Origin of the sequence: Klebsiella sp. TF21-TM, assembly GCF_019753495.1 — a bacterium.
In the GTDB taxonomy this organism is placed as follows: domain Bacteria; phylum Pseudomonadota; class Gammaproteobacteria; order Enterobacterales; family Enterobacteriaceae; genus Klebsiella; species Klebsiella quasipneumoniae.
In genome coordinates, this window is record NZ_JAIJYL010000019.1 from 1 (window position 1) to 19,660 (window position 19,660).

Genomic DNA, 19,660 nt, shown 5'->3' on the forward strand with positions numbered 1-19,660 from the left:
GTCGAAAGACTGAGCTTTTTGTTTTTGCGTTTAAAAAGAACCCCGTCCCGAAAGGTGCGGGGTTTTTTGCTGTGTGGTGTATGCCTCCCCCGCTGGCGCTGCGCTTACCGGGGCTACGGATCCGACATGGGGCTACGCCCCTGTGGCGCGGACAAGCTATGCAGCACTGACTCAGGGTGAAGTTCTGCTACTGCTTCGCTAACCAGCCGACAATAAATGTCGCAATCTGCGGAATATTATTTAAATCCAACAGCGGAAGTGAGGTCGCGATCGATACATCGCTGGCCACGGCGATCGTATGATCATCCATCGTTAACTCTTCCACACGATGGCCGCTGTTTTGCCGAAAAAGCAGGATCTTAGGCACTGCTTCATGCTTGAAACCCTCGACCAAAACAAGGTCCAGTCTGCTGGCATCCATTCGACTGACCAGCCATGTGAGATCTAATTCCGGCTTCTCGGGTGTTTCGGTCATCAGCGCCCACCGCTGTTCGCTGGCGACAATGGTTTGCGCAGCGCCCGCCTTGCGCAATTCATAGCTATCTTTGCCCGGCTTATCCACGTCCATATCATGATGGGTATGCTTGATCAGACCAGGGCGTAATCCTTGAGCGCACAGCTCAGGAATGAGACGCTTTAATAATGTCGTTTTCCCTGTACCGCTCCAGGCGGCAATCGCTAATAGCGGGATCATGATGGCTCCTGCATACGTTGCAAATCCTCGAGCGTATTCACATTCATAAAAGCCGATTTTACCTCGCTGAAGCTAACCGGATGGCCGCCCATCTGGCGCATGAACACCATTACCCGGCGTTCGCCGCTGGCAAGATAGGCCTCCAGATGCGGAATAATTTGACGATGCGCCAGCGCAACGGCGGGATGATCCCGTTCGCCGTCATGGGCCCAAACCACCGGCGCAGCGCTTTTTTGCTGGATAAAGCGCTCAACTAAAAATGACGGAATGAAGGGCGTGTCGCAGGGGCAAAAAACAAACCATGGACTCGCGACCTGCTGCATCACGGCAAGCATACCGGCTAAAGGACCCGGGTACCCCGCCTGCGTATCACGAAACACCGGATATCCACTGGCTTGCCACTGCGTAAGGTGACGGTTGGCGCTAATCACTAACTCATCTACCTGCGGAGCTAATGCCTCCGCGACGTGTCGCCAGAGAGGACGTCCATTGAGCAACTGTAATCCTTTATCAATGCCGCCCATTCGCGTGGCCCTGCCGCCCGCCAGCACGACGCCGGTTATCGCCTCGCTTTGCATATGAATATCGCCTCTTTCATTGTGGGATTGACCCTGTTAACTTGTCCCTATCAAGAGTAAGGAGCATGACCATGAAATGTAAACGTCTGAATGAAGTAATTGAACTCCTCCAGCCCGCCTGGCAGAAAGAGCCTGAACTGAACCTGATGCAATTTTTGCAGAAGCTGGCGAAAGAGGCCGGCTATGATGGCGAACTGAGCGATCTTTCCGACGATATTCTGATCTATCACCTGAAGATGCGTGACTCTTCAAAAGATGCTGTCATCCCGGGTATTCAGAAGGATTATGAAGAGGACTTTAAAACCGCGCTGTTGCGCGCCCGCGGCGTAATAAAAGAGTAAAAGGTTGTAAGCGCTGCCGCGTAAAGCGCAATGAGATGATATCCTGAACTATTCGTACGATTATCGGATGTCAGGATGCACGATAAGGCTTTTACTTTTCAGACGCTTCGCCCGGATACCATTATCGATGGATTATTCGATCTGGGTATGCGGGTGGACTCCGGTCTTACCCCGCTGAACAGCTATGAGAACCGCGTTTATCAGTTCCAGGACGAAGAGCGTCATCGCTATGTGGTGAAGTTCTATCGTCCTGAGCGCTGGTCGGCAGCGCAGATCCTTGAAGAACACCAGTTTGCGCTTCAGCTTGTAGAAGATGAAGTGCCCGTTGCTGCGCCGCTGTTATTTAACGACAGTACGCTTCATCAGCATCAGGGATTTTATTTTGCCGTTTTCCCAAGCCTTGGCGGCCGACAGTTCGAGGCGGATAACCTTGATCAGATGGAGTGGGTTGGCCGTTATCTTGGGCGCCTGCACCAGACCGGGCGCAAACAGCGCTTTTCTGCGCGTCCGGAGATTGGCGTGCAGGAGTATCTGCTGGAACCGCGCCAGGTATTTGAACAGTCGACGCTTATCCCGTCAGGCCTGAAGGCCGATTTCCTGAAGGCGACCGATAAACTTATCGCTGCCGTCATGACCCAATGGCACGGTGGCGGGACTACTTTGCGCCTGCATGGTGACTGCCATGCAGGCAATATCCTCTGGCGCGATGGGCCGCTGTTTGTTGACTTAGACGATGCGCGAACCGGCCCGGCGATTCAGGATCTGTGGATGCTGCTCAACGGCGATAAGGCTGAACAGCGTATGCAGCTGGAGACCATCGTCGAGGCCTATGAGGAATTCAGCCCCTTTAACAGCGATGAAATCGCGCTTATTGAACCTTTACGCGCCATGCGACTGGTTTATTATCTGGCGTGGTTGCTCAGACGCTGGGACGATCCGGCTTTCCCGGTTAATTTCCCCTGGTTAACCGGGGAGGATTACTGGCGAGGGCAGACGTCTACTTTTCTCGAGCAGGTGAAGGTTCTACAGGAACCCCCGCTTCAGTTAACGCCAATGTATTAATGTGATATATCCAGGAGAGAGTAAATCATGAAAAAAGTTTGGCTGGCGCTGGCTGGTATGATTCTGGCTTTTAGTGCATCCGCTGCCCAGATCACCGACGGCAAGCAGTACATCACCCTTGATAAGCCGGTTGCTGGCGAGCCACAGGTGCTTGAGTTCTTTTCATTCTACTGCCCGCACTGCTATCAGTTTGAAGAAGTGCTGCATGTCTCTGACAGCGTGCGCCAGAAACTGCCAGAAGGCACCAAAATGACCAAATACCACGTCGAGTTCCTGGGGCCGCTGGGCAAGGAGCTGACGCAGGCATGGGCTGTTGCCATCGCGCTGGGCGTTGAAGATAAAATTACGGCGCCGATGTTCGAAGCGGTGCAGAAAAACCAGACCGTGCAGAGCCTGGCTGACATTCGTAAAGTGTTCGTCGACGCTGGCGTGAAAGGGGAAGACTACGATGCCGCATGGAACAGCTTCGTGGTGAAATCTCTGGTCGCTCAGCAGGAGAAAGCGGCAGCCGATCTGCAGCTGCAGGGGGTACCGGCTATGTACGTCAATGGTAAGTACCAGCTGAACCCGCAGGGGATGGACACCAGCAATATGGATGTCTTCGTCGCTCAGTATGCGGATACCGTGAAGCAGCTGGTTGAGAAGAAATAAAAAAGGCGCCGGTCACTGACCGGCGTTACTCTATCTGCTTTACCGTGGCGCCCCTTCTTTGTCCCGCATAATGTCAGTTAACTGACGGTCTTTCTCTTCCCACAGCCCATTCAGCCAGCGCTGGAAGCCACGCTTAAAGTTCTTATCGTTGACGTAATCGCCGTGTAGCTCCTCGCCAATCGGTACCAGATTGATACGAACCACAATGCGCGTCAGTCGGCCGCTTAACATGTCGTAAAACGGCCTTGCATTATTTTCCGGGTAGCACAGCGTAACGTTCAGCAGTTTATCGAACTGCGAACCGAGAACATTGAGCGCCATGGCAATACCTGCCGCTTTCGGTGGTAAAAGATTGTGGTAAGGGGAGCGCGTCTCACGCTTTTTTGCGTCGGTAAAACGCGAGCCTTCCACGAAATTGACGATAGTCGTCGGATGTGAGCGGAATTTCTCACATGAACGGCGGGTGGTTTCGACATCTTTACCACGGCGTTCCGGGTGACGAATAAGATAGCTACGCGAATAGCGGCGCATAAAAGGCATATCCAGCGCCCAGCAGGCGAGACCGATGAACGGTACCCACGCCAGCTGTTGTTTAAGGAAGTACTTATTCATCGGAATATGCTTGCGGAACAGTACGCACAGCACCACGATATCTGCCCAGCTGTGGTGGTTGCTGATCAGCAGATACCAGTTCTTTTTGTTCAGGCCTTCCAGACCCTGGACGTCCCATTTTAGCCAGGGATTGAGATGCAACAGCAGCGCCAGCCCTTCGCACCAGCAGTACATCATAAAATTGCAAAAAACGGATATAGAGCGCCATACCGCTGGAATGGGGACCAGCAGTTTAATCAGCCCGGCGACGATGATCGGTACAGAGCAGATAACGGTGACTAAGATGGTTAAGGCGATACTCAGCGGAAGTGTTATCGCAGCGAGTAATCTCGACATAGTTAGTTTATTCAGAAAGTTAGGCTGACAAAGAGCGCTTTTAAGCTGCGCAAGGGGCTGATTTTACCAGAAAACGCGGCAAATGACGGGTCTTACCAGAACAGAAAAAAACAAGGATCTTCTATCCACATGGAAGATTAGGTCATCAAATTAATGCCAGGATCGTTGATCTGTTTTTAAGTGATTGATAAATAGTGATTAATACTATTTATTCATTTATTTCCCGGGGCGGATAAGCTGACGTTGTAAAACTATGCACAAAGTTATCCACAAGCTAAGTTGTCGCGCGATCGCGACGATCGTTGAATCTTTTCCGCGAAATGCGGGAAAAATTCAGGATTTCATGCCCGTCTGTGGCATCCTTTATCCATAATCTGATAAACAGGCACGGAAATTATGGTTCAGATCCCAGAAAACCCTCTCATCCTCGTTGACGGCTCCTCCTATCTTTATCGGGCGTATCATGCGTTTCCGCCGCTGACTAACAGCGCAGGGGAGCCCACCGGGGCTATGTACGGCGTACTGAATATGCTGCGCAGTTTGATTCTGCAGTATCAACCGACTCATGCCGTCGTGGTCTTTGATGCGAAAGGGAAAACCTTCCGTGATGAATTGTTCGAACATTACAAATCTCATCGCCCGCCGATGCCGGACGATCTGCGCGCGCAGATTGAGCCGTTGCATAAGATGGTGAAAGCGATGGGGCTGCCGCTGATGGCGGTCCCGGGCGTCGAAGCTGATGATGTGATTGGCACCCTGGCGCGGGAAGCGGAAAGGGCCGGACGTCCGGTGCTGATCAGTACCGGCGATAAAGACATGGCCCAGCTGGTGACGCCGGGGATCACCCTGATCAATACCATGACCAACACTATCCTCGGGCCGGATGAGGTGGTTACCAAATACGGCGTCCCGCCGGAGCTGATTATTGATTTCCTGGCGCTGATGGGCGACTCCTCGGATAACATTCCTGGCGTGCCGGGCGTGGGCGAAAAGACCGCCCAGGCGCTGCTGCAAGGCCTTGGCGGCCTCGATACGCTGTATGCGGAACCGGAGAAAATCGCTGAACTGAGCTTCCGCGGCGCGAAAACGATGGCGGCGAAGCTGGAGCAGAACAAGGACGTAGCTTATCTCTCTTATCAGCTGGCGACCATCAAAACCGACGTCGAGCTGGAGCTCACTTGTGAAGAGCTTGAGGTGCAGCCGCCGGCGGCAGACGATCTGCTGGCGCTGTTCAGACAGTATGAGTTTAAGCGCTGGACCACCGACGTTGAAGCCGGGAAATGGCTGCAGGCGAAGGGGGGCAAACCGGCTGCGAAACCTGCAGTGCCTGCAGCAGCGGCAGAAGCCGAAGAAGAGGTTGAAGCCGCTACTGCACTTTCAGCAGAGCACTATGTCACTATCCTTGATGAGGCCACGCTGCTCACCTGGATCGATAAGCTGAAGCAGGCGCCGCTCTTTGCCTTTGATACGGAAACCGACAGCCTGGATAACATCTCCGCCAACATGGTCGGCCTTTCATTCGCTGTTGAGCCGGGCGTGGCCGCCTATGTCCCGGTAGCGCATGATTACCTTGATGCGCCGGATCAGATCCCGCGCGAGCGCGTGCTGGCGCTGCTTAAACCGCTGCTGGAGGATGAGAAGCTGCTCAAGGTTGGGCAAAATCTCAAATACGATCGCGGCATTTTGGCTAATTACGACATTGAGCTGCGCGGGATTGCGTTCGATACCATGCTGGAATCTTACATTCTCGACAGCGTGGCGGGCCGCCATGATATGGACAGTCTTTCCGACCGCTGGCTGAAGCATAAAACGATTACTTTCGAAGAGATCGCTGGCAAGGGTAAGAATCAGCTCACCTTTAACCAGATTGCGCTGGAAGAGGCGGGTCGCTACGCGGCGGAAGACGCCGACGTCACGCTCCAGTTGCATCTGAAAATGTGGCCGAAGCTGCAGCAGCATGAAGGTCCGCTGAATATCTTCCAGCACATTGAAATGCCGCTGGTGCCGGTGCTGTCACGCGTTGAGCGCAACGGCGTTAAAATCGACCCCGCCGTGCTGCATGCGCACTCGCAGGAAATAGCCCAGCGCCTGGTTGAGCTGGAGCAGCGGGCGCATGAGATCGCCGGGGAAGCGTTTAATCTCTCCTCCACCAAACAGCTGCAAACGATCCTGTTTGAAAAACAGGGTATCAAGCCGCTGAAGAAGACGCCGGGCGGTGCGCCGTCCACCTCTGAAGAGGTACTGGAAGAGCTGGCGCTCGATTATCCGTTGCCGAAAGTGATTCTGGAGTACCGTGGGTTGGCGAAGCTGAAGTCGACCTATACCGATAAGCTGCCGCTGATGATTAATCCCAAAACGGGCCGCGTACATACCTCCTATCATCAGGCGGTTACCGCCACCGGCCGTTTGTCGTCTACCGATCCAAACCTGCAAAACATTCCGGTGCGTAACGAAGAAGGGCGCCGTATTCGCCAGGCGTTTATCGCGCCAGAAGATTACGTTATTGTCTCGGCGGACTACTCGCAAATCGAGCTGCGCATTATGGCGCACCTGTCGCGGGATAAAGGACTGCTGACCGCCTTCGCGGAAGGGAAGGATATTCACCGGGCGACGGCGGCTGAAGTGTTTGGCTTACCGCTGGACAGCGTCAGCAGCGAACAGCGGCGCAGTGCGAAAGCTATCAACTTCGGTCTGATCTATGGCATGAGCGCCTTTGGCCTGGCCCGCCAGCTGAACATCCCGCGTAAAGAAGCGCAGAAGTACATGGATCTTTATTTCGAGCGTTATCCGGGCGTCCTGGAGTATATGGAGCGCACCCGCGCACAGGCGAAGGAGCAAGGTTATGTTGAAACGCTTGATGGTCGTCGACTCTATTTGCCGGATATCAAGTCCAGCAATGGCGCTCGTCGCGCCGGTGCGGAACGTGCGGCGATTAACGCCCCGATGCAGGGGACGGCTGCGGATATCATCAAGCGGGCGATGATTGCCGTTGATGAATGGCTGCGCAGCGAGAAGCCTCGCGTGCGGATGATCATGCAGGTTCACGATGAACTGGTCTTTGAAGTGCATAAAGATGAGCTTGATGCCGTATCGAAAAAGATCCACGAACTGATGGAGAACAGCACTACGCTGGCGGTACCGTTGCTGGTGGAAGTGGGCAGCGGAGAAAACTGGGATCAAGCGCACTAAGTATACAAAGCGCAACGCGATTTTCTGTAAGTAAGCAACATAACTTATAGAGTTTTGTGAGGATCATTTGAATTTGCTATGTAAATAGTGAAAAAAAACTACAAAAAATGCTTTATCCGTGAGCGAAAGAAGAGTAGAGTTATTCGCGTAGGGTACAGAGGTAAGATGTTCTATCTTTCAGACCTTTTACTTCACGTAATCGGATTTGGCTGAATATTTTAGCCGCCCCGGTCATTTATGACCGGGGCGTTTTTTATTGCGCGAAAGAAAAGTGGCAAAGGGACAGGACACGCTTGTGCTTGATTCTGGAGAGGAACCCGGATAAGGCGCGGTACGCTCTTATCCGGCTGTTCGTGACGATTACTCGTCTGCGGCGCGCTCTTCTTCCTGCGGCGGGATTTCGTTAAACCAGCTATCCAGCTTCTGTCGCAGCTTATCCACGCCAGATTTTTTCAGCGAGGAGAAGGGTTCAACCTGGACATCGCCATTGAAGGCCAGTACCGCTTCACGCACCATATTCACTTGCGCTTTACGCGCGCCGCTGGCGAGCTTATCGGCTTTGGTCAGCAGCACCAGCACCTGAATATCGCTTTCTACCGCCCATTGGATCATCTGCTGATCGAGATCTTTAAGCGGGTGGCGAATGTCCATCAGAACCACCAGGCCCTTCAGGCACAGACGTTTTTCCAGGTATTCTCCCAGCGCGCGCTGCCACTTGATCTTCATCTCTTCCGGGACTTGCGCATAACCATAGCCGGGCAGGTCGACCAGGCGTTTGCCTTCGGCAACTTCGAACAGGTTAATCAGCTGTGTACGTCCGGGCGTTTTGGAGGTCCGCGCCAGGCTTTTCTGGTTGGTCAGCGTATTCAGTGCGCTGGATTTTCCCGCATTGGAGCGGCCGGCGAATGCCACTTCAATACCAGTATCGGCAGGAAGATGGCGGATATCTGGCGCGCTGGTGACAAAGTGCGTCAGTTGATAATTCCAGTTGGTCAAGACGGTCGTCTCCGTTAAAACAGGCTATGGCAGGGATTATACCTGAACAGCAGAAAAAGGCTGTTTTTACCGCACGCCGGTTCTGTAAGTAAAAACCCTGCACTTTGTGAGACATTGGCTATTCTTCGTATAGGACATGCCTGAGAAAAATAAGGCCAATAAATCATAACCATATGAAACTAAATAAATTATAAAAATAGAGAAATCTGAAAGTAGATTTTTAACGGCCAGACTGGTTGTCGATTTTTGTCAACACGGTAAAGTAATACACAACGGCGAGGATGCTGAAAAGGATGAGGACTCAGGACGAGGGGTCAGGAAGCGCCAGGAGGCGAAGACCACAGGATTGTCAGGATGACACGCGTTTTGGAAACGTTTCAAAGGGAAAAGGAAGAAACAGGGACCGTTGGACGCTAAGGGAAAGACAGGGTAAGTCGTTAGCGAACAGGGAAAGAAGAGCCCGTTAAGGGTGGTCAGTGAGGAAAAAGGCGACAGAGTAATCTGTCGCCTTTTTTCTTTGCTTGCTTTCTGCTAGATTCCGCCTCAATTCTATACTGAATAATACTGTCTGAAGATTACACACCATGAAAAAACCGACATCCGCCACCCGTGGCAAATCCGGCCGCAAGTCGCGTGAAGAGTTAAATCAGGAAGCTCGCGATCGCAAACGGCAGAAGAAACATCGTGGCCACGCGGCAGGAAGTCGCGCGAACGGCGGCGATGCGGCTTCAGCGGGTAAAAAACAGCGCCAGGCGCAAGATCCGCGCGTGGGCAGCAAAAAACCAATCCCGCTGGGCGCGAGCGAAAGCAGCGCTCCAGCTCCCAAGCAGCATAAACCAAAGAGCGAGAAACCTATGCTTTCACCGCAGGCTGAGCTGGAGTTGCTGGAGAATGATGAGCGCCTGGACGCGCTGCTGGAACGTCTGGAAGAGGGCGGTACCCTGAATGCTGAAGAGCAGAGCTGGGTGGATGCCAAACTGGATCGTATTGATGAGCTGATGCAGCAGCTCGGCCTCTCTTACGATGACGAAGATGAAGAAGAGGAAGAGCGTCAGGAAGATATGATGCGTCTGCTGAAGGGTGGAAACTAACATTTGCATCCCATCGGATCCCCGGTACTGCTTATAACCCTTCTGGTTATATGTTATCTGCTGTGGTTATTCGTTAAACTACGACGGTTGTCGCGGCGTCAGAAATGGCTGCGCAACCGGCTCATGACCCGCGGTGCGGTGGGGCCGGGACGGCGTACCCGTCGGCGGCACCATCGGAAGGAGTGAGCATGTCTGAGCAGATAATCGACTGGGATCTGGCCCTGATCCAGAAATATAACTATTCCGGGCCGCGCTATACCTCGTATCCCACCGCGCTGGAGTTTTCACCACAATTCGGCGCGGCGGAATTCGATGCCGCTGTGGCCCGTTACCCACAGCGCCCCCTGTCGCTGTATGTGCATATCCCGTTTTGCCATAAGCTGTGTTATTTCTGCGGCTGCAATAAGATCGTCACCCGCCAGCAGCATAAGGCCGATCAGTATCTCGATCTCCTTGAACAGGAGATCATCCACCGCGCGCCGCTGTTTGCCAACCGTCAGGTTAAGCAACTGCACTGGGGAGGCGGCACGCCGACCTATCTCAATAAGGCGCAAATCAGTCGCCTGATGGATCTGTTGCGTACCCATTTTCATTTCAGCGCCGAAGCCGAGATCTCTATCGAGGTCGATCCGCGTGAAATCGAGCTGGATGTCCTCGATCATTTACGCGCTGAGGGTTTCAACCGCCTGAGTATGGGCGTGCAGGACTTCAATAAAGAGGTTCAGCGTCTGGTTAACCGCGAGCAGGACGAAGCGTTCATCTTTGACTTGCTTCGCCATGCGCGGGAGATTGGATTTACTTCGACCAATATCGACCTCATCTACGGCCTGCCGAAGCAAACGCCGGAGAGCTTTGCCTTCACCCTGCAAAAGGTCGCCGAGCTCAACCCTGACCGCCTGAGCGTGTTTAACTACGCGCATCTGCCCACGCTCTTTGCCGCACAGCGCAAAATTAAAGATGCCGATCTGCCCTCCGCTGAACAGAAGCTGGAGATCCTCCAGGAGACCATCGGCTCGCTGACGGCGGCGGGCTATCAGTTTATCGGCATGGACCACTTCGCGCGTCCTGATGATGAATTAGCGGTCGCACAACGTCACGGCGTACTGCATCGCAATTTCCAGGGCTACACCACTCAGGGCGATACCGATTTGCTGGGGATGGGCGTGTCTGCGATCAGCATGATTGGCGACAGCTACGCTCAGAACCAAAAAGAGCTGAAGCAGTACTACCAGCAGGTGGCAGAGCAAGGGAACGCCCTGTGGCGCGGGATCGCGTTAACCCGTGACGACTGTTTGCGTCGCGACGTGATTAAGGCGTTGATCTGTAACTTCCGTCTGGATATTGATGCCGTCGAAGCGCAGTGGGCCGTGGATTTTCAGACTTATTTTGCCGAGGACCTGAAACTGCTGGCGCCGCTGGCGCATGACGGGCTGGTGGTGGTGGAGAGTAAGGCTATCCAGGTAACGGCGAAAGGCCGCCTGCTGATCCGCAACATCTGCATGTGCTTTGATGCCTATCTCCGGCAAAAGGCTCGGATGCAGCAGTTCTCACGGGTGATTTAATGTTTTCCCCCTCTCCCGCAGGAGAGGGGGAACAATTAGCTGAACAGCCCGACCAGCGCAGCGCACAGCACGGCAGCGACTGCCGTTTGTGGCGTGTGACTCGCAGCGGCGCCGCTCGATATCATACTCACCAGTGATTCAAACATGATGCTCTCCCCTAATGCCGGGCACGATCATACTCAACTCATCGGAACAGTAAAGTACAAAATAGCAGCACTTTGCGCTGATCGGCTATTTTTCATCATGCCGTTAAACCCTACTCCATACCCAACTCTTTTAGCTTACGCGTCAGGGTATTACGACCCCATCCCAGCAGGCGCGCAGCCTCCTGTTTATGTCCTTGAGTATGACGCAGGGCGGTTGTCAGCAGCGTGCGTTCCATTTCGGGTTGCGCTTCTGAGAGCAAGTTTTGATGACCGGAGCGCAGCGCCCGATCGGCCCACTGACCCAGCAGCGTCGCCCAGCTGTCTGGCTGCATCTGCGTCGGGCTATCAGGAATGGTGGTCTCAAACAGTTCGCTCGGCAGATCCTGCGTCAGCACCTCCTGGCCGGCGGCCATGACGGTGAGCCAGCGACAGGTGTTTTCCAGCTGGCGAACGTTGCCCGGCCACGCCAGGCGGGTCAGCGCTGTCTCCGTTTCCGGATGCAGCTGTTTGGCTTCAACACCTAGCTCGCGGGCGGCAATCTGCAGAAAATGGCGGGCCAGACGAGGAATATCTTCCCGACGCTCGCGCAGCGGCGGCAAATGCACCCGGATCACGTTCAGGCGGTGGAATAAATCTTCACGGAATTTCCCCTCCTGCACCCGCTGCTCCAGATTCTGGTGGGTGGCGGCGATGATCCGCACATCGACCTTCACCGGCGCGTAACCGCCCACGCGATAAAACTGGCCATCCGCCAGAACGCGCAGCAGGCGAGTCTGGACATCCAGCGGCATATCGCCAATTTCATCCAGGAACAGCGTGCCGCCGTCAGCCTGTTCAAAGCGACCCTGACGGACGGTATTGGCGCCGGTAAAGGCCCCTTTTTCATGCCCAAACAGTTCCGATTCGATCAGGTCCTTGGGGATCGCCGCCATATTCAGCGCGATAAATGGCGCTTTTGAGCGCGGGCTATGACGATGCAGGGCATGAGCGACAAGCTCTTTACCGGTACCGGATTCGCCATTGATCAGCACGCTGATGGATGAGCGCGACAGACGGCCAATAATGCGAAAGACATCCTGCATGGCCGGCGCCTCGCCAATGATATCGGCGGTGGGGCTGCTTATCGGCGCATTTCGCGGCTGCTGCTGCTCCTGATAGTGGCTAATCGCCCGGTCGACGAGGGCGACGGCTTCATCGATATCAAAAGGTTTGGGCAGATAATCAAACGCGCCTTGTTGATAAGCGCTGACCGCGGCGTCCAGATCGGAATGCGCGGTCATTATGATGACCGGAAGCATTGGATGACGCTGCTTAATCTGTTTGAGCAGCGCCAGGCCATCCATTCCCGGCATACGGATATCTGACAGCAGTACATCCGGGGTTTTGGTGGTGAGGGCATCTAGCACCTCATTGCCGCTTTCGAACGTTGTGCAGCTCAAGCCGGCTCCGGTGAGCGCGCGTTCAAGCACCCAGCGGATGGAGCTATCGTCATCAACGATCCAGGCTATCCCTCGTTGCATAAACACCTCTACTTCCGAATAGGCAGGTATACCGAAAATTCGGTATGACCCGGCCAGCTGGTGAATTCAATTTTGCCGGAGTGCTGATCGATAAGGCTGCGGGCGATAGATAAGCCCAGGCCGGTACCGCCTTCGCGGCCGCTGACCATCGGATAAAACAACGTATCCTGGAGCTGGGGCGGAATACCCGGGCCATTATCTTCGACGTCAATACGGGCGGCGAGGCGATAACGCACCCCGTGCAGCGTGAGCTGGAAAGCGGTCCGGGTACGGAGAACAATTTCGCCCCCTTCCGGCCCCAGCGCCTGCAGCGCATTACGGACGATGTTCAGCAACACCTGTTCAATTTGATCCGGGTCGTGGGGGAGTTCCGGTAGGCTGGGGTCGTAATCACGGATCAACTTCACGTTGTCCGGCAACTCCATCGAGACCAGTTTCACTACCCGTTCGGCGACCTTGTGGATGCTTTCGGTAACGTGCATGCCCGGATGCTGTGGCCCGAGCAGGCGATCGACCAGATTTCTCAGCCGGTCGGCCTGCTCGATGATCACTTTGGTATATTCCGTTAGCGCCGGGTCGGGCAGGGCTTTGCTGAGCAGCTGTGCCGCGCCGCGCAGGCCGCCTAACGGGTTTTTAATCTCGTGCGCCAGGCCGCGGACCAGATCGCGGGCGGCGACCTGCTGCGCGTGCTGTAGCTGCTCCTGGCTCAGGCGGCGCTGGTTATCCATCGGCGCCATTTCCAGCAGAATAAAGCCTTCCGGCAGCCGCTGGGCGGTCAGCGACAGGATATGCGAGCGGCCATCGATAACCAGCGTCACTTCGTTATCGGTAAAACCCTGGCCCGCCTGCAGACTCTCCTGCATCAGCCCGATATTCAATGAGAAATAGCTCAACAGCTCAGGTAACGGGGTGCCAAACAGTTTGCGCGAACTCTGCGCCAGCAGCTGCTGGGCCGCAGGATTGGCAAAGTGCACCGCCAGGTCGTCATCGACCAGTAAGATACTGTTGATAAGAGAGTTAAGGATCTGCCCAGCATCGGGCAGTGTGCCTGTTGCCATTCGACAGTCTCCTGAAAAAGAGTGCACCAATTTAGTGCAGTATAGCTTTTTATCGGTAAAAAGCTCGCGAGATCAGCGTGTTGGTGGAGAAAAAAGCCCATCCTGAGATGGGCTGAAAGTTTCCACGGCAACAAAATATCCCGGGCATCCCGCGCCACAACACGACATACCCTGGATTTACAGCAAAATTAGACGCTGTAGTACAGTTCGAACTCAACCGGATGCGGAGTCATACGTACGCGGTCGTTCTCTTCCAGACGCAGGGCGATGTAAGCATCGATAGCGTCATTAGTGAATACGCCGCCAGCTGTCAGGAACTCGCGGTCAGCATCCAGGGCCTGCAGGGCTTCTTCCAGAGAACCGGCAACCTGCGGGATCTCTTTCGCTTCTTCCGGCGGCAGGTCGTACAGGTTTTTGTCCATTGCTTCGCCCGGATGGATTTTGTTCTTGATACCATCGAGGCCAGCCATCAGCAGCGCCGCAAAGCACAGGTACGGGTTGGCAGCCGGGTCCGGGAAGCGCACTTCGATACGACGCGCTTTCGGAGAGGTCACCACCGGAATACGGATGGAGGCAGAGCGGTTACGGGCAGAGTAAGCCAGCATAACCGGCGCTTCGTAACCCGGGACCAGACGCTTGTAGGAGTTGGTGGTCGGGTTCGCCAGGGCGTTGATGGCTTTAGCGTGTTTGATTACGCCGCCGATGTAGAACAGCGCCTGCTCAGACAGACCTGCGTATTTGTCGCCGGAGAACAGGTTGGTGCCGTTCTTCGCCAGAGACATATGGCAGTGCATACCGGAACCGTTGTCGCCGAACATCGGTTTCGGCATAAAGGTCGCGGTTTTACCGAAGCGGTGAGCGACGTTGTGAACAACGTATTTGTAAATCTGAATTTCGTCCGCTTTTTTGGTCATGGTGTTGAAGCGGGTTGCCACTTCGTTCTGACCTGCGGTAGCCACTTCGTGGTGGTGAGCTTCAACAACCAGGCCCATCTCTTCCATGATCATACACATGGTGGAACGGATATCCTGAGAAGAGTCTACTGGCGGAACCGGGAAGTAACCCCCTTTCACGCCCGGACGGTGACCTTTGTTACCGCCTTCGTATTTGGTGGAGGAGTTCCACGCACCTTCGATGTCATCGATCGCGACATGGGAGCCGGAGATAGAGGCGCCGAAACGGATGTCGTCGAACAGGAAGAATTCTGGTTCTGGCCCAAACAGGACGGTGTCAGCGATGCCGGTGGCGCGCAGGTACTCTTCAGCGCGTTTCGCGATGGAGCGCGGGTCACGGTCATAGCCCTGCAGGGTGCCTGGCTCGAGGATATCGCAGCGGATGATCAGGGTCGGTTCTTCGTAGAACGGGTCAATGACCGCGGTGGAAGCGTCCGGCATCAGGACCATGTCAGATTCGTTGATACCTTTCCAGCCACCAATCGAGGAGCCATCAAACATTTTGCCTTCTTCGAAGAATTCGGCATTTACCTGATGAGACGGAATCGTGACGTGCTGTTCTTTACCTTTGGTATCGGTGAAGCGCAGATCGACAAACTTCACTTCGTGCTCGTTCAGCATCGTCAAAACGTGTTCAGCGGACATACTTAAACTCTCCCGGATTGGTCATTGTCGTCGTGGTAACGAAAACTTCATACTGCTTAAAAGTGGCGTTGTTGCCTTAAAAAATATAAAGCGAAATCTGTGCCAACTTTTAAATGCCCTATAAAACGCTGTATCATGCGCACCATAGTGCAAAAGGACTGCACCATGATGGAGATAATGCACCAAAATAGTGCCTCAGTGTGAACATTGAGCACCATTTTGGTGCAATTTTTGTTACGGTGCCCTTTTATCGCTCCGTGAAAGCGGTCACAAAGAAACTCTGCAATACTTGTTTGCGGAGGATGTTTGTGATCCTGTTCAGTCCTTCGCTTAATACGTGTACAATAACGCGCTATTTCTAATGCCTGAGGCAAAGTTGTGATCGAAAATCTGCGTAATATCGCCATCATCGCGCACGTTGACCATGGTAAAACTACCCTGGTTGACAAGCTGCTACAGCAATCCGGTACGTTCGACGCACGTACTGAAGCACAAGAACGTGTGATGGACTCCAACGATTTGGAGAAAGAGCGTGGGATTACCATCCTCGCGAAAAACACCGCAATCAAATGGAATGATTACCGTATCAACATCGTTGATACCCCAGGGCACGCCGACTTCGGAGGTGAAGTTGAGCGTGTTATGTCCATGGTTGACTCTGTGCTGCTGGTGGTAGATGCCTTTGATGGCCCGATGCCGCAAACGCGCTTCGTGACCAAAAAAGCTTTTGCCCACGGTCTGAAGCCGATCGTGGTCATCAACAAAGTTGACCGCCCGGGCGCACGTCCGGACTGGGTTGTCGATCAGGTGTTCGACCTGTTCGTTAACCTCGACGCGACCGACGAACAGCTGGACTTCCCGATCGTTTACGCGTCCGCGCTGAACGGTATCGCGGGTCTGGACCACGAAGACATGGCTGAAGACATGACCCCGCTGTACCAGGCGATTGTCGATCGCGTGCCGGCGCCGGACGTTGACCTTGACGGTCCGCTGCAGATGCAGATCTCCCAGCTGGACTACAACAACTACGTTGGCGTCATCGGCATCGGCCGCATCAAACGCGGTAAAGTGAAGCCGAACCAGCAGGTCACTATCATCGATAGCGAAGGCAAAACCCGTAACGGTAAAGTCGGTAAAGTACTGACCCACCTGGGTCTTGAGCGTATCGAGAGCGACGTAGCTGAAGCTGGCGACATCATCGCGATCACCGGTCTGGGCGAGCTGAACATCTCCGACACCATCTGCGACCCGCAGAATGTCGAAGCGCTGCCGGCCCTGTCCGTCGATGAACCGACCGTTTCCATGTTCTTCAACGTCAACACCTCTCCGTTCTGCGGTAAAGAAGGTAAGTTCGTTACCTCTCGCCAGATTCTGGACCGCCTGAACAAAGAGCTGGTGCACAACGTGGCGCTGCGCGTTGAAGAAACCGAAGACGCTGATGCGTTCCGCGTTTCCGGCCGTGGTGAACTGCACCTGTCCGTTCTGATTGAAAACATGCGTCGTGAAGGTTTCGAGATGGCGGTTTCCCGTCCGAAAGTTATCTTCCGTGAAATCGACGGCCGTAAACAAGAGCCGTTCGAGAACGTGACGCTGGACGTCGAAGAGCAGCACCAGGGTTCTGTTATGCAGGCGCTGGGCGAGCGTAAAGGCGACCTGAAAAACATGAATCCGGACGGAAAAGGCCGCGTACGTCTCGACTACGTGATCCCAAGCCGCGGTCTGATCGGCTTCCGTTCAGAGTTCATGACCATGACCTCCGGTACCGGTCTGCTGTACTCCACCTTCAGCCACTACGACGACGTTCGTCCGGGCGAAGTGGGCCAGCGTAACAACGGCGTGCTGATCTCCAACGGTCAGGGTAAAGCGGTAGCGTTCGCCCTGTTCGGTCTGCAGGATCGCGGTAAGCTGTTCCTCGGTCACGGTGCGGAAGTTTACGAAGGCCAGATCATCGGTATTCACAGCCGTTCTAACGACCTGACGGTAAACTGCCTGACCGGTAAGAAACTGACCAACATGCGTGCGTCCGGTACTGACGAAGCCACGGTTCTGGTTCCGCCGGTTAAGATGACCCTGGAGCAGGCTCTGGAGTTCATCGATGACGACGAACTGGTAGAAGTCACTCCGACCTCTATCCGTATCCGTAAACGTCACCTGACCGAGAACGACCGTAAACGCGCAATGCGCGGTGCAAAAGAAGAGTAATTTATTCTTCTTGTTGTTCGTAAAACCCCGCCTCTCCGGCGGGGTTTCTTTTTTTGATTCCTGCATCACACGCCAATAGTCAAATCCTGCCTTTCCCGCTAAAGTTAATTTTCCACGGCGCGGAAGGAGACGAAAATGCTCTATATCTTTGATTTAGGTAATGTGATTGTCGACATTGACTTCAACCGGGTATTGGGGGCCTGGAGCGATTTAACCCGCATCCCGCTGGCGACGCTGAAGCAGCATTTCACCATGGGAGAGGCATTCCATCAGCATGAGCGCGGCGAGCTCAGCGATGAAGATTTTGCCGCCGCCATGTGCCATGAAATGAATATGTCCCTCAGCTATGAGCAGTTTGCTCACGGCTGGCAGGCGGTGTTTGTCGCGCTGCGTCCGGAAGTGATTGCGATCATGCAAAAACTGCGTGCCCAGGGCCATCGCGTGGTGGTGCTCTCCAATACCAATCGTCTTCACACCACGTTCTGGCCGGATGAATACCCGGAAGTGCGCGCTGCCGCCGATCGCATCTATCTGTCTCAGGAGATGGGAATGCGTAAGCCTGAAGCGCAAATTTATCAGCGAGTACTGGAAGAAGAGGGTTTTTCCGCCGCAGATACGGTCTTTTTTGATGATAACGTCGATAATATAGCAGGGGCTAACCGGTTGGGGATCACCAGTATTCTGGTGACCGGGAAGAAGACCATCCCTGACTATTTCGCGAAACAGCTATGCTAAGAACCGTTCATCAAAAATTACTCCACCATACTCGGCCGCTGCTGGCATGGCTTAAGCTGCTGTGGCGGCGTATTGATGAAGACCATATGACCACCCTGGCGGGGAACCTCGCCTATGTGTCATTACTGTCCCTGGTGCCGCTGATTGCCGTCGTGTTCGCGCTGTTTGCGGCCTTCCCCATGTTCTCGGAAGTCAGCGTGCAGATCCGCCATTTTATCTTCGCCAATTTTATTCCGGCGACCGGGGATGTGATCCAGGGATATATCGAGCAGTTCGTCGCCAATTCCAGCCGCATGACCGCCGTAGGCGCCTTTGGCCTGATCGTGACCTCGCTGCTGCTGATGTACTCGATCGACAGCGCGCTAAACACCATCTGGCGCAGCACGCGCAGCCGGCCCAAAGTTTACTCCTTTGCGGTCTACTGGATGATCCTGACCCTTGGTCCGCTGCTGGCGGGCGCCAGCCTGGCGATCAGTTCCTATCTGCTGTCGCTGCGCTGGGCAAGCGACCTGGACGGCGTAATTGATAATCTGCTCCGCCTTTTCCCGCTGATCCTCTCCTGGGCAGCATTCTGGCTGCTCTACAGTATTGTACCCACCACCCAGGTGCGTAACCGCGACGCGGTGATCGGGGCGCTGGTGGCGGCGCTGCTGTTCGAGGCAGGTAAAAAAGCGTTTGCCCTCTATATCACCACCTTTCCGTCCTATCAGCTCATTTATGGCGTGATTTCGGTGGTGCCGATTTTGTTCGTCTGGGTGTACTGGACCTGGTGTATCGTCTTGCTTGGCGCTGAAATTACTGTCACTCTCGGTGAATACCGCAAACTTAAAACAGAAGAAACAGAACAACCATGATTGCATTAATTCAACGCGTATCCCGTGCAAGCGTTACCGTGGCGGACGAAGTGACGGGCGAAATTGGCCCAGGGCTTCTGGTGCTGCTGGGGGTCGAAAAAGACGATGATGAACAAAAAGCGAATCGCCTCTGCGAGCGCGTGCTGGGCTACCGCATCTTCAGCGATGCGGAGGGGAAAATGAACCTGAATGTTCAGCAGGCGGGCGGCAGCGTGCTGGTGGTTTCGCAATTTACGCTGGCGGCCGATACCGAGCGGGGGATGCGGCCGAGCTTCTCGAAAGGTGCTGCTCCGGACCGCGCTGAGGCGCTGTATGAGTATTTTGTCGCCCGCTGTCGCCAGCAGGAAATGAACACCCAGACCGGAAGATTCGCTGCGGATATGCAGGTTTCTTTGGTCAATGATGGTCCCGTGACCTTTTGGTTGCAGGTATGAC

Annotated in this window: 18 protein-coding genes; 10 read left to right on the top strand and 8 right to left on the bottom strand. The window is 54.4% G+C overall.

What is annotated here, in order from left to right; translation table 11 throughout:
* Positions 1-187: 187 nt before the first annotated feature.
* A complete protein-coding gene (gene mobB / locus K5R89_RS17630; RefSeq protein ID WP_023291488.1) occupies positions 188-694 on the bottom strand; it encodes a molybdopterin-guanine dinucleotide biosynthesis protein MobB in 507 nt (168 codons plus the stop codon).
* Entirely contained in the window at positions 691-1,272 is a 582-nt protein-coding gene (mobA, locus tag K5R89_RS17635) for a molybdenum cofactor guanylyltransferase MobA (protein WP_023291489.1), read from the bottom strand. Before mobA ends, mobB begins: the two co-directional genes overlap by 4 nt.
* Before the next feature lie 71 nt (positions 1,273-1,343).
* Between mobA and K5R89_RS17640 the strand changes: the two genes are divergently transcribed.
* The 3 genes from K5R89_RS17640 to dsbA all read left to right on the top strand — a co-directional run bounded on the left by K5R89_RS17640 (position 1,344) and on the right by dsbA (position 3,326).
* Positions 1,344-1,613, top strand: coding sequence for a YihD family protein (locus tag K5R89_RS17640; RefSeq protein ID WP_002882612.1), 270 nt, complete (start codon positions 1,344-1,346; stop codon positions 1,611-1,613).
* A 75-nt stretch (positions 1,614-1,688) separates the two neighbouring features.
* Complete coding sequence (locus K5R89_RS17645; protein WP_004203612.1) at positions 1,689-2,675, top strand: serine/threonine protein kinase; 987 nt, start codon at positions 1,689-1,691, stop codon at positions 2,673-2,675.
* A 27-nt stretch (positions 2,676-2,702) separates the two neighbouring features.
* Positions 2,703-3,326, top strand: coding sequence for a thiol:disulfide interchange protein DsbA (gene dsbA / locus K5R89_RS17650; RefSeq protein WP_004203613.1), 624 nt, complete (start codon positions 2,703-2,705; stop codon positions 3,324-3,326).
* A 39-nt stretch (positions 3,327-3,365) separates the two neighbouring features.
* On the opposite strand, the gene K5R89_RS17655 is transcribed toward dsbA, so the two are convergent.
* Positions 3,366-4,274, bottom strand: coding sequence for an acyltransferase (locus K5R89_RS17655; protein ID WP_049014350.1), 909 nt, complete (start codon positions 4,272-4,274; stop codon positions 3,366-3,368).
* Positions 4,275-4,670: 396 nt separating this feature from the next.
* On the opposite strand from K5R89_RS17655, the gene polA reads away from it, so the two are divergent.
* A complete protein-coding gene (gene polA, locus K5R89_RS17660; protein WP_182962360.1) occupies positions 4,671-7,463 on the top strand; it encodes a DNA polymerase I in 2,793 nt (930 codons plus the stop codon).
* A 360-nt stretch (positions 7,464-7,823) separates the two neighbouring features.
* Here the strand turns inward: polA and yihA are convergent, their stop codons facing one another.
* The gene (yihA, locus tag K5R89_RS17665; protein WP_023291493.1) at positions 7,824-8,459 is read right to left on the bottom strand and encodes a ribosome biogenesis GTP-binding protein YihA/YsxC; all 636 of its coding nucleotides are present in this window, start codon (positions 8,457-8,459) and stop codon (positions 7,824-7,826) included.
* A gap of 584 nt (positions 8,460-9,043) precedes the next feature.
* Here yihA and yihI point away from each other — a divergent pair.
* Together yihI and hemN are read left to right on the top strand one after the other, a co-directional pair.
* Entirely contained in the window at positions 9,044-9,550 is a 507-nt protein-coding gene (yihI, locus tag K5R89_RS17670; protein ID WP_048296382.1) for a Der GTPase-activating protein YihI, read from the top strand.
* A gap of 188 nt (positions 9,551-9,738) precedes the next feature.
* A complete protein-coding gene (hemN, locus tag K5R89_RS17675) occupies positions 9,739-11,112 on the top strand; it encodes an oxygen-independent coproporphyrinogen III oxidase (protein ID WP_050534191.1) in 1,374 nt (457 codons plus the stop codon).
* A gap of 35 nt (positions 11,113-11,147) precedes the next feature.
* On the opposite strand, the gene K5R89_RS17680 is transcribed toward hemN, so the two are convergent.
* The 4 genes from K5R89_RS17680 to glnA form a co-directional block, all read right to left on the bottom strand.
* Positions 11,148-11,258 carry a YshB family small membrane protein gene (locus K5R89_RS17680; protein ID WP_004152951.1) on the bottom strand — a complete coding sequence of 37 codons (111 nt, stop codon included), beginning with the start codon at positions 11,256-11,258 and terminating at the stop codon, positions 11,148-11,150.
* A 110-nt stretch (positions 11,259-11,368) separates the two neighbouring features.
* Positions 11,369-12,778 carry a nitrogen regulation protein NR(I) gene (gene glnG / locus K5R89_RS17685; RefSeq protein WP_002882749.1) on the bottom strand — a complete coding sequence of 470 codons (1,410 nt, stop codon included), beginning with the start codon at positions 12,776-12,778 and terminating at the stop codon, positions 11,369-11,371.
* A gap of 8 nt (positions 12,779-12,786) precedes the next feature.
* Positions 12,787-13,836: a nitrogen regulation protein NR(II) gene (gene glnL, locus K5R89_RS17690; protein ID WP_004203621.1), complete on the bottom strand. Its 1,050-nt coding sequence runs from the start codon at positions 13,834-13,836 to the stop codon at positions 12,787-12,789.
* 188 nt (positions 13,837-14,024) lie between these two features.
* On the bottom strand, positions 14,025-15,434 hold the full coding sequence (gene glnA / locus K5R89_RS17695; protein WP_004203622.1) for a glutamate--ammonia ligase: 1,410 nt from the start codon (positions 15,432-15,434) through the stop codon (positions 14,025-14,027).
* A 378-nt stretch (positions 15,435-15,812) separates the two neighbouring features.
* On the opposite strand from glnA, the gene typA reads away from it, so the two are divergent.
* From typA to dtd, 4 genes are all read left to right on the top strand, one after another.
* Positions 15,813-17,636 carry a ribosome-dependent GTPase TypA gene (gene typA / locus K5R89_RS17700; RefSeq protein WP_023291496.1) on the top strand — a complete coding sequence of 608 codons (1,824 nt, stop codon included), beginning with the start codon at positions 15,813-15,815 and terminating at the stop codon, positions 17,634-17,636.
* 135 nt (positions 17,637-17,771) lie between these two features.
* Positions 17,772-18,371 (top strand): glucose-1-phosphatase, encoded by a 600-nt coding sequence (yihX, locus tag K5R89_RS17705; RefSeq protein ID WP_017899838.1) that lies wholly within the window; start codon positions 17,772-17,774, stop codon positions 18,369-18,371.
* Positions 18,365-19,225 carry a virulence factor BrkB family protein gene (locus K5R89_RS17710; protein ID WP_004203625.1) on the top strand — a complete coding sequence of 287 codons (861 nt, stop codon included), beginning with the start codon at positions 18,365-18,367 and terminating at the stop codon, positions 19,223-19,225. The genes yihX and K5R89_RS17710 overlap by 7 nt, the downstream gene beginning before the upstream one ends.
* A complete protein-coding gene (dtd, locus tag K5R89_RS17715) occupies positions 19,222-19,659 on the top strand; it encodes a D-aminoacyl-tRNA deacylase (RefSeq protein WP_004203627.1) in 438 nt (145 codons plus the stop codon). Before K5R89_RS17710 ends, dtd begins: the two co-directional genes overlap by 4 nt.
* Position 19,660: the final 1 nt, after the last annotated feature.

Coding starts and splice junctions, on each gene's coding strand:
- mobB (WP_023291488.1), bottom strand. CDS start 694: ATGATCCCGCTATTAGCGATTGCCGCCTGGAGCGGTACAGGGAAAACG.
- mobA (WP_023291489.1), bottom strand. CDS start 1,272: ATGCAAAGCGAGGCGATAACCGGCGTCGTGCTGGCGGGCGGCAGGGCC.
- K5R89_RS17640 (WP_002882612.1), top strand. CDS start 1,344: ATGAAATGTAAACGTCTGAATGAAGTAATTGAACTCCTCCAGCCCGCC.
- K5R89_RS17645 (WP_004203612.1), top strand. CDS start 1,689: ATGCACGATAAGGCTTTTACTTTTCAGACGCTTCGCCCGGATACCATT.
- dsbA (WP_004203613.1), top strand. CDS start 2,703: ATGAAAAAAGTTTGGCTGGCGCTGGCTGGTATGATTCTGGCTTTTAGT.
- K5R89_RS17655 (WP_049014350.1), bottom strand. CDS start 4,274: ATGTCGAGATTACTCGCTGCGATAACACTTCCGCTGAGTATCGCCTTA.
- polA (WP_182962360.1), top strand. CDS start 4,671: ATGGTTCAGATCCCAGAAAACCCTCTCATCCTCGTTGACGGCTCCTCC.
- yihI (WP_048296382.1), top strand. CDS start 9,044: ATGAAAAAACCGACATCCGCCACCCGTGGCAAATCCGGCCGCAAGTCG.
- hemN (WP_050534191.1), top strand. CDS start 9,739: ATGTCTGAGCAGATAATCGACTGGGATCTGGCCCTGATCCAGAAATAT.
- K5R89_RS17680 (WP_004152951.1), bottom strand. CDS start 11,258: ATGTTTGAATCACTGGTGAGTATGATATCGAGCGGCGCCGCTGCGAGT.
- glnG (WP_002882749.1), bottom strand. CDS start 12,778: ATGCAACGAGGGATAGCCTGGATCGTTGATGACGATAGCTCCATCCGC.
- glnL (WP_004203621.1), bottom strand. CDS start 13,836: ATGGCAACAGGCACACTGCCCGATGCTGGGCAGATCCTTAACTCTCTT.
- glnA (WP_004203622.1), bottom strand. CDS start 15,434: ATGTCCGCTGAACACGTTTTGACGATGCTGAACGAGCACGAAGTGAAG.
- yihX (WP_017899838.1), top strand. CDS start 17,772: ATGCTCTATATCTTTGATTTAGGTAATGTGATTGTCGACATTGACTTC.
- K5R89_RS17710 (WP_004203625.1), top strand. CDS start 18,365: ATGCTAAGAACCGTTCATCAAAAATTACTCCACCATACTCGGCCGCTG.
- dtd (WP_004203627.1), top strand. CDS start 19,222: ATGATTGCATTAATTCAACGCGTATCCCGTGCAAGCGTTACCGTGGCG.